We start from the raw sequence: 8810 nt of genomic DNA on the forward strand, positions 1-8810 counted from the left end.
GTCGCGGACGAGGTGGTGCCGGGTGGTGTGGTGCCGCTGGTGGTGTCGGCGCACAACGCCGCCTCGCTGGCGGGCCAGGCCGAACGGCTCGCGGCTTTCGTCGAAGGCGCCGACGAGGTGCCGCCGGCCTCGGTGGCCGAGGCGCTGGTCTCCCACCGGGCGCTGCTGGGTGAGCGTGCGGTGGTCGTGGCCGGCTCGCGGGACGAGGCGCTGGCCGGGCTGCGGGCGCTGGCCCGGGGCGAGAGCGCGCCCAACCTGGTGACCGGCAGCGCGGGCGGGCCGGGCAAGGTGGTGTGGGTGTTCCCGGGCCAGGGTTCGCAGTGGGCCGGTATGGGGCGGGAGTTGCTGGAGTCCTCGCCGGTGTTCGCGGAGCGGGTCGCGGAGTGCGCGGCGGCGCTGGAGCCGTATATCGACTGGTCGCTGGTCGACGTGCTGCGCGGGGAGGCGGATGCCGGGCTGCTGGAGCGTGTGGATGTGGTGCAGCCGGCCAGTTTCGCGGTGATGGTGGGGCTGGCCGCCGTCTGGTCGTCGGTCGGGGTACGACCCGACGCGGTGCTCGGGCACTCGCAGGGTGAGATCGCGGCGGCGTGCGTGTCCGGTGCGCTGTCGCTGGAGGACGCGGCACGGGTGGTGGCGCTGCGCAGCCAGGCGATTGCCGAGCGGCTGGCGGGGCGCGGTGGCATGGCCTCGGTCGCGCTGGCCGAGAGCGAGGCGGTCGCGCGCCTGGCGCGCTGGGCGGACCGGGTCGAGGTCGCCGCCGTCAACGGCCCCAACTCGGTGGTGGTCGCGGGCGACGCGGAAGCGTTGGACGAGGCGCTTGAGGCCCTCTCGCGCGACGGCGTCCGGGTGCGCCGGGTGGCGGTGGACTACGCCTCGCACACCCGGCATGTGGAGGACATCGAGAACACCCTGGCCGAGACTCTGTCCGGCATGGAGGCCCAGGCCCCGGCGGTGCCGTTCTACTCCACCGTCACCGGCTCCTGGGTCGAGGACGCCGGCGTGCTCGACGGCGGTTACTGGTACCGGAACCTGCGCGGCCAGGTCGGGTTCGGCCCGGCGGTCGCCGAGCTCCTGGCCCAGGGTCACGGCGTCTTCGTCGAGGTCAGTGCCCACCCGGTGCTGGTCCAGCCGATCACCGAGGCCGTCCACGACGCCGACGGTGACGCGGACGCGCTGGTGACCGGTTCGCTGCGGCGCGGCGACGGCGGTCTGCGCCGGCTCCTGGCTTCCATGGCCGAGCTGTTCGTGCGCGGTCTGCCCGTGGACTGGACCGGCGTCCTGCCGGCCGGAACCATGGCGGCGGGCGTGGAACTGCCGACGTACGCCTTCGACCACCGGCACTACTGGCTCGAGCCGGCCGGGACCCCCACCGACGCGACCTCCCTCGGACTGGCCGGAGCCGATCACCCGTTGCTCGGCGCGGTCGTCAGCGTGCCGGGCTCGGGCGGGCTCATGGCCACGTCGCGGTGGTCGCTCAGGACGCACCCCTGGCTCGCGGACCACCTGCTGTCCGGTGCCGTCGTCGTGCCGAACACCGCCCTGGTCGAGCTGTCCGTCCGGCTCGGCGACCTGGCCTCCGCCCCCGTCCTCGACACACTGACCGTCGACACGCCCGTCGTGCTGCCGCAGCACGGCAGCCGCGGCATCCAGGTCGTCGTGGGCGAGCCCGACGGGACGCGGCGGCGGCCGGTGGAGATCTACTCCCGTGCCGCGGACGCCCCGTTGGACGCGGAGTGGACCCGCCACGCGCACGGCACGCTGTCGCCCGCCGCCGACTGCGGGACGCCCGCCGCCCCGGAGCCGGACGGCGACGTCGTCGAAGTCGCCCTGGACGGTGCCGCAGCGGGGGACGCGGAGCGTTACGGGATGCACCCGGCCCTCCTCGACGCAGCCGTCCGTACGGTCGTCCCGAGCGGCATGCTCCCGTCGGTGTGGACCGGTGTGTCCCTCCTCGCGTCGGGTGCCACCGCACTGCGCGTGCGCCGGGGAGAGGCGTCGGCGCAGGGCGCACGTCTCCTGCTGACCGACCCCACGGGGCAGCCCGTCATGACGGTGGAGGGTGTGCGCGCGGCGCCGTTCTCCCCCGAGCGGGCGGGCATCGCCGGGGCCCTGCCGCACGACTCCCTGTTCCGTGTCGAGTGGACGCCGCTGCCGCTTCCCGCCGTGGACCGCGCCCCCGCCATGGCGGCCGTCGCGAGCGGCGCGGACGTCGCCGCCGTGGCCGGGGCGGACGGGACCGCTCCCGACGTCCTGCTGTACGACGCCCGGGCCGTGACCGCGGTGGGCGACCCCCGCGCGGCGGTCGGCGCGGCCCTCGCCGTTCTCCAGGCGTGGCTGGCGGAACCCGCCTTGGAGGAGACCCGGCTGGCCGTGGTCACGGGGAACTGCGACGGGCTCGACGCGGCCGCGGTGTGGGGTCTGGTGCGCTCGGCGCAGTCGGAGCACCCGGACCGGATCGTCCTCGTGGACCTCGATGACGGTTCCCGGTCGGAGCTGCCGGCCGTCGTCCTGAGCGGCGAGCCGCAGCTTCGGGTGCGCGGCGGCGTCGCCGAGGTGCCCCGTCTGGTACGGGTCTCCGCCGCGACCGGGGCGCACGCGCGTGCCCTCGACCCCGAGGGCACCGTCCTGATCACCGGCGGCACCGGAACGCTCGGTGCGCTGACGGCGCGGCACCTGGTCACCGCGTACGGGGTCCGTCACCTGGTCCTGGCCGGCCGGCGCGGCACGGCTCTGGAGCTGCACGAGGAGCTCGCCGCACTGGGCGCGACCGTCACCGTCACCGCCTGCGACACGTCCGACCGGGTCCAGGTGGAGGCGCTGATACGGGACATACCGGCCGAGCATCCGCTGACCGCGGTCGTGCACGCGGCGGGCGTCCTGGACGACGGCGTGCTCACCGAGCTGACCCCGGAACGTGTCGACACCGTGCTGCGGCCCAAGCTGGACGCGGCGCTGCACCTGCACGAGCTCACCCGGGAGCTGGACCTCGCCGCGTTCGTGCTGTTCTCCTCGGCCGCGGGCGTCCTCGGCAACCCGGGGCAGGCCAACTACGCCGCCGCCAATGCCTGCCTGGACGCCCTGGCACGGCAGCGGCACCGGCTCGGTCTGCCCGCCGTGTCCCTCGCCTGGGGCTACTGGTCGACGGTCAGCGCCATGACCGAGCACCTGGGCGCCGCCGACCTGCGGCGCAACCGGCGCATCGGCATGTCCGGCCTCACCGCCGCCGAGGGCATGGCCCTCCTGGACGCCGCCCTGACCCCCGGGACGGGCGCGGACGGAACGCTGGTGGCCGCGAAGCTCGACGTGCCGGCCCTGCGCCGCGCGGCGGCCGACGGTCCCGTGCCGGCGCTGCTGCGCTCTCTCGCGCCGACGCCGCGGCCGGCGGCCCGCTCCGCCTCCTCCTCCGGGACCCTGGCGGACCGCCTCGCCGCGCTGAGCGGCGCCGAGCGGGCCGAGGCCCTGGTCGGCCTGGTGCGGCGGCACGCTGCCGAGGTCCTGGGGCACAGCTCGGTGGATGCCGTGCGCGCCGACCGGTCGTTCAAGGACGCCGGCTTCGACTCGCTGACCGCGGTGGAGCTGCGCAACCGGCTCGTCCACGCGAGCGGCCTCACCCTCCCCCCGGCGGTCGTCTTCGACTACCCGAAGCCGGTGGCGCTCGCCGAGCACCTGGGCACCAGGCTCTTCGGCGACGCGCGGCGGCGCACGGACGACCCCGCCTCCGTCCCCGCCTCCGCCCCGGGCACGGGCGACGAGCCGATCGCGATCGTGGCGATGGCATGCCGTTTCCCCGCCGGGGTGCACAGCCCCGAGGACCTGTGGCGCATGGTCGCCGACGGAGTCGACGCCGTCACCGGGTTCCCCGACGACCGCGGCTGGGACACCGACCGGCTCTTCGACCCGGACCCCGACCACGCCGGCACCACCTATGTGCGCCACGGCGCCTTCCTCGACGACGCCGCCGGGTTCGACGCCGCCTTCTTCGGCATCTCGCCCAACGAGGCGCTGGCGATGGACCCGCAGCAGCGGCTGCTGCTCGAGACGTCCTGGGAGGCATTCGAGCGGGCCGCGATCGACCCGACGACGCTGGCCGGGCAGGACGTCGGCGTGTTCGTCGGCGTCAACAGCCACGACTACAGCGTGCGCATGCACCAGGCGTCCGGCGTCGAGGGCTTCCGCCTCACCGGCGGCTCGGCCAGCGTCACCTCCGGCCGCGTCGCCTACCACCTCGGCCTCGAGGGCCCCGCCCTCACGGTCGACACGGCCTGCTCCTCCTCGCTGGTGGCCCTGCACCTGGCGGCGCAGGCGCTCAACCGCGGCGAGTGCACCATGGCCCTGGCGGGCGGTGTGATGGTGATGGGCACCGTCGAGACGTTCGTGGAGTTCTCCCGGCAGCGCGGCCTAGCGCCCGACGGCCGGTGCAAGGCGTTCGCGGACGGCGCGGACGGCACCGGCTGGTCCGAGGGGGTGGGCCTGCTCCTGGTCGAGCGGCTCTCGGACGCCCGCCGCCGCGGCCACCAGGTCCTGGCGGTGGTCCGCGGGTCGGCCGTCAACCAGGACGGCGCGTCCAACGGCCTGACCGCCCCGAACGGTCCCTCGCAGCAGCGGGTGATCCGCAAGGCCCTGGCCCACGCCGGTCTGTCGACGACGGACGTGGACGCCGTCGAGGCGCACGGTACGGGTACGACGCTCGGGGACCCGATCGAGGCGGAGGCGCTGCTGGCGACGTACGGGCAGGGCCGCGATCCGCAGCGGCCGCTGTGGCTCGGCTCGGTGAAGTCGAACCTCGGCCACACGCAGGCCGCGGCGGGCGTCGCCGGTGTGATCAAGATGGTTATGGCGATGCGGCACGGCGTCCTGCCCCGGACGCTGCACGTGGACCGCCCGTCGACCCACGTCGACTGGTCGTCGGGCGCGGTGGAGCTGCTGACGGAGGCGCGGGAATGGCCGCGCGACGGCCGCCCGCGCCGGGCCGGCGTGTCCTCCTTCGGCATCGGCGGCACCAATGCGCACGTCATCCTCGAAGAGGCCCCCGGCGCACCGTCCTCGGCCGAGCCGGCTCCGGACGAGCCGGTGGTCGACGAGCCGACAGCGGACGAGCCGGCGGCCGGGCCGACGGCGGCCGACGCCCCCGTCCTCCTGCCGGTGTCCGCGAAGACGGCGGCCGGGCTGCGCGGACAGGCCGAGCGGCTGGCCCGCTTCCTCGACGGGCGTCCCGACGTACGTCTCGCCGACGCCGCGCACGCGCTCGCCACCGCCCGTGCCCACCTCGACCACCGCGCGGTCCTGCTGGCGTCCGACCGGGAGCGGGCACGGGCCGGCCTCACCGCCCTCGCGGCGGGCACGGCGGGCTCCGCGGTCGTCATCGGCGCCCCGGCCGACGGCAAGCTGGCCGTGCTCTTCACCGGGCAGGGCAGCCAGTGGGCGGGCATGGGCCGCGGGCTCGCCGAGACCTTCCCGGTCTTCGCGGACGCCTTCGCCGCCGCGTGCGCCGCCCTGGACGCGCGCCTGGCGGGGCACGCGGAACGCCCGCTGCGCGACGTCGTCCTCGCCGAGCCCGGATCGGCCGACGCCGCACTGCTCGACCGGACCCTGTACACCCAGACCGGCCTGTTCGCCCTGGAGACCGCGCTCTTCCGGCTCTTCGAGTCCTGGGGCGTACGGCCGGACCTCTTCGCGGGCCACTCGATCGGCGAGATCACGGCCGCGCACGTCTCCGGAATCCTCGACCTGGACCAGGCCGCCGAACTCGTCGCCGCGCGCGGCCGGTTGATGCAGGCCCTGCCCGGGGGCGGCGCGATGGTCGCGGTCCAGGCCACCGAGGCCGACGTGGCGCCGCTGCTCGACGGGGCCGGGGGAGAGGTCTGCGTCGCGGCGGTCAACGGCCCCGGCGCGCTGGTCCTCTCCGGCGCCGAGGACGCCGTCCTCGCGGCCGCGGGCGAACTGGCCGGGCGCGGCCACAGGACGCGCCGGCTGACCGTCAGCCACGCCTTCCACTCGCACCTGATGGAGCCCATGCTCGACGAGTTCCGCGCGGTCGCGGAGCGGCTCGAGTACCGGCCGGGCGACGTTCCCGTCGTCTCCACCCTGACCGGCGAGCTCGCCCGGGACGGACAGCTCGCCGCCCCCGGCTACTGGGTCGACCAGGTGCGGCACGCGGTGCGGTTCGGCGACGCCCTCGCCGCGCTCGGCGCACAGGGCGCCACGACCTACCTCGAACTGGGCCCGGGCGGCGTCCTCGCCGCGCTGGCGCTCGCCGCGCCCGGCGTCCGGGAGCAGGGGTGCGTCGCCACTCTCCGCAAGGACGGCAGCGAGCCCGCCGATGTCCTGACGGCCCTCGCGCGGCTGCACGTACGCGGCGTGGCCGTGGACTGGCCGGCCGTCCTCGGGCACCCGGCCACCGGGACCCGGACCGTGACCGGGACCGAGCTGCCCACGTACGCCTTCCAGCACCAGCGGTACTGGGTCGAGACCGACACCGCCCCGGCGGGCGGCGCGGAGGCCCTCGGCGCCGTGAGTGCCCGGCACCCACTGCTCGGCACCGTCGTCGAGGTACCGGGCGACGGAGGTGTCGTCCTCACCGGACGCCTGACGCCGCGCAGCCGCGGGCTGTCCGCCGTCCCCGGCGCGACGGACGGCGCCGTGCGGGTCCCGGCCGCCGCCCTCCTGGAGATGCTCGTCAGGGCGGGCGACGAGGTGGGCTGCGGAGGCATCGAACAGGCCGTCGTCGAGGCGCCGCCCACGATCCCGGAGCACGGCCACCTCCAGATCCGGGTCTCGGCCGGCGCCCCGGGCCCGGACGGCCGCCGCCGCGCCACCGTCCACGGCCGCACCTCCGACGGGGAGCAGGCACCGTGGACGTGCCACGCCCGTGCCGTCCTCCTCCCCGGAATGCCGCAGCCGGCCTTCGACCTGCGGACCTGGCCGCTGCCCGCGGACAGTGCCGGGTCCCCGCCCGGCGCGCACCGCGTGTGGCAGCGGGACGGACGGACCTTCGCGGAGATCGCGCTCCCGGACGGACCGGCCGACGAGGCGGCCGAGTTCACCCTGCACCCCCTGCTCCTCGACACCGTGCTGCGCGTCCTGGACGCCGCCGATGCGACCGGAACCGGGCCGCGCGACCTGTCCGACTGCGCCGCCCTTGCGGTGTACGCGCAGGGTGCCGCGGCACTGCGGGCGCGGATCACTCCGGTGGCCGGCGGGCGGCACCTCGTCGAGCTGGCGGACCCCGCCGGCGAACCCGTCGCCGTACTGGGCCCGCTGAGCCTGGACGCCGTCCACGGAGAAGACGCCGACGTGCCCGTACAGCCGTCCGCGTCCCCGGCGGCGGGCGGCACGACCCGGCGCGTGGTCGCCCGGAGCGAGGGCGCGGGCGAGGCGTTCGCCGGACGGCTGGCCGGGCTCCCGGCCGAGGAACAGCACCGCGTGGTGACGGACCTGATCAAGGAGAGCGTCGCGGTCGTGCTCGGCCACCGGGACGCGGACGGCTTCGACTTCGAGGCCGGGCAGCCCTTCGAGAGCCTCGGGTTCGACTCGCTCGGCGCGGTCAGACTCCGCAACCGGCTGCACGACCTCACCGGCGTCGACCTGCCCGCCACGCTCGTCTTCGACCACCCCACCCCGCAGGCGCTGGCCCACCACCTGCGGGCCGCGCTCCTGGGTGAGGACACCCGGGTGACGGACCCGGCCCCGGCCGTGGCGGCCGCCGACGAGCCGATCGCCATCGTCGCGATGAGCACCCGGCTGCCGGGCGGCGCCGACACTCCTGAGGAGTTGTGGAATCTCGTCATGGAGCGGCGGGACGCGGTGTCCGGCTTCCCGCTCGACCGCGGCTGGGACCTCGAAGGCCTGTACCACCCGGACCCGGACCACGCGGGCACCTCGTACACGAAGCAGGGCGGGTTCCTGCACGAGGCCGCGCAGTTCGACGCCGCGCTGTTCGGGATCTCGCCGCGTGAGGCCCTCGCCATGGACCCGCAGCAGCGGCTGCTCCTGGAGACCTCCTGGGAGGCGCTGGAGCGCGCCGGTATCGACCCCCTGTCCACCCGGGGCAGCGACATCGGCGTCTTCACCGGGATCGTCCACCACGACTACGTGACCCGCCTCCGCCAGGTGCCCGAGGACGTCCAGGGCTACCTCATGACCGGTACGGCGGCGAGCGTGGCCTCCGGCCGGGTGTCGTACGTCTTCGGCTTCGAGGGACCGGCCGTCACCGTGGACACGGCGTGCTCGTCGTCGCTGGTGGCGATGCACCTGGCGGCGCAGGCGCTGCGCCAGGGCGAGTGCTCGATGGCCCTCGCCGGCGGCGCGACGGTCATGGCCAGTCCGGACGCCTTCCTGGAGTTCTCGCGCCAGCGGGGGCTGTCCGCCGACGGCCGCTGCAAGGCGTTCGCGGACGGCGCCGACGGCACGGGCTGGGCCGAGGGTGTGGGCGTCGTGGTCCTGGAGCGCCTGTCGGTGGCCCGGGAGCGCGGCCACGAGGTCCTGGCCGTGCTGCGCGGCAGTGCGGTCAACCAGGACGGCGCGTCCAACGGCCTGACCGCGCCCAACGGTCCCTCGCAGCAGCGGGTGATCCGCAAGGCGCTCGCGAACGCGGGGCTGTCCGCGGCGGATGTGGATGCGGTGGAGGGCCACGGGACGGGTACGGCGCTGGGCGATCCGATCGAGGCGCAGGCGCTCCTGGCGACGTACGGGCAGGGGCGTGACCCGGAACGGCCTCTGTGGCTGGGGTCGCTGAAGTCGAACATCGGGCACACGCAGGCCGCCGCGGGCGTGGCCGGTGTGATCAAGATGGTGCAGGCCCTGCGGCACGG

1 protein-coding gene is annotated in these 8810 nt (G+C 75.8%); it reads left to right on the forward strand.

All coding sequences use genetic code 11. The annotated features are described in order from the left end of the window. Positions 1-8810 (forward strand): SDR family NAD(P)-dependent oxidoreductase (locus tag ABZ340_RS35920; protein WP_358786095.1); only part of this gene is annotated, 8810 nt, incomplete at both ends.

The organism is Streptomyces sp. NPDC006134, assembly GCF_040628835.1.
Classification (GTDB): Bacteria; Actinomycetota; Actinomycetes; order Streptomycetales; family Streptomycetaceae; genus Streptomyces.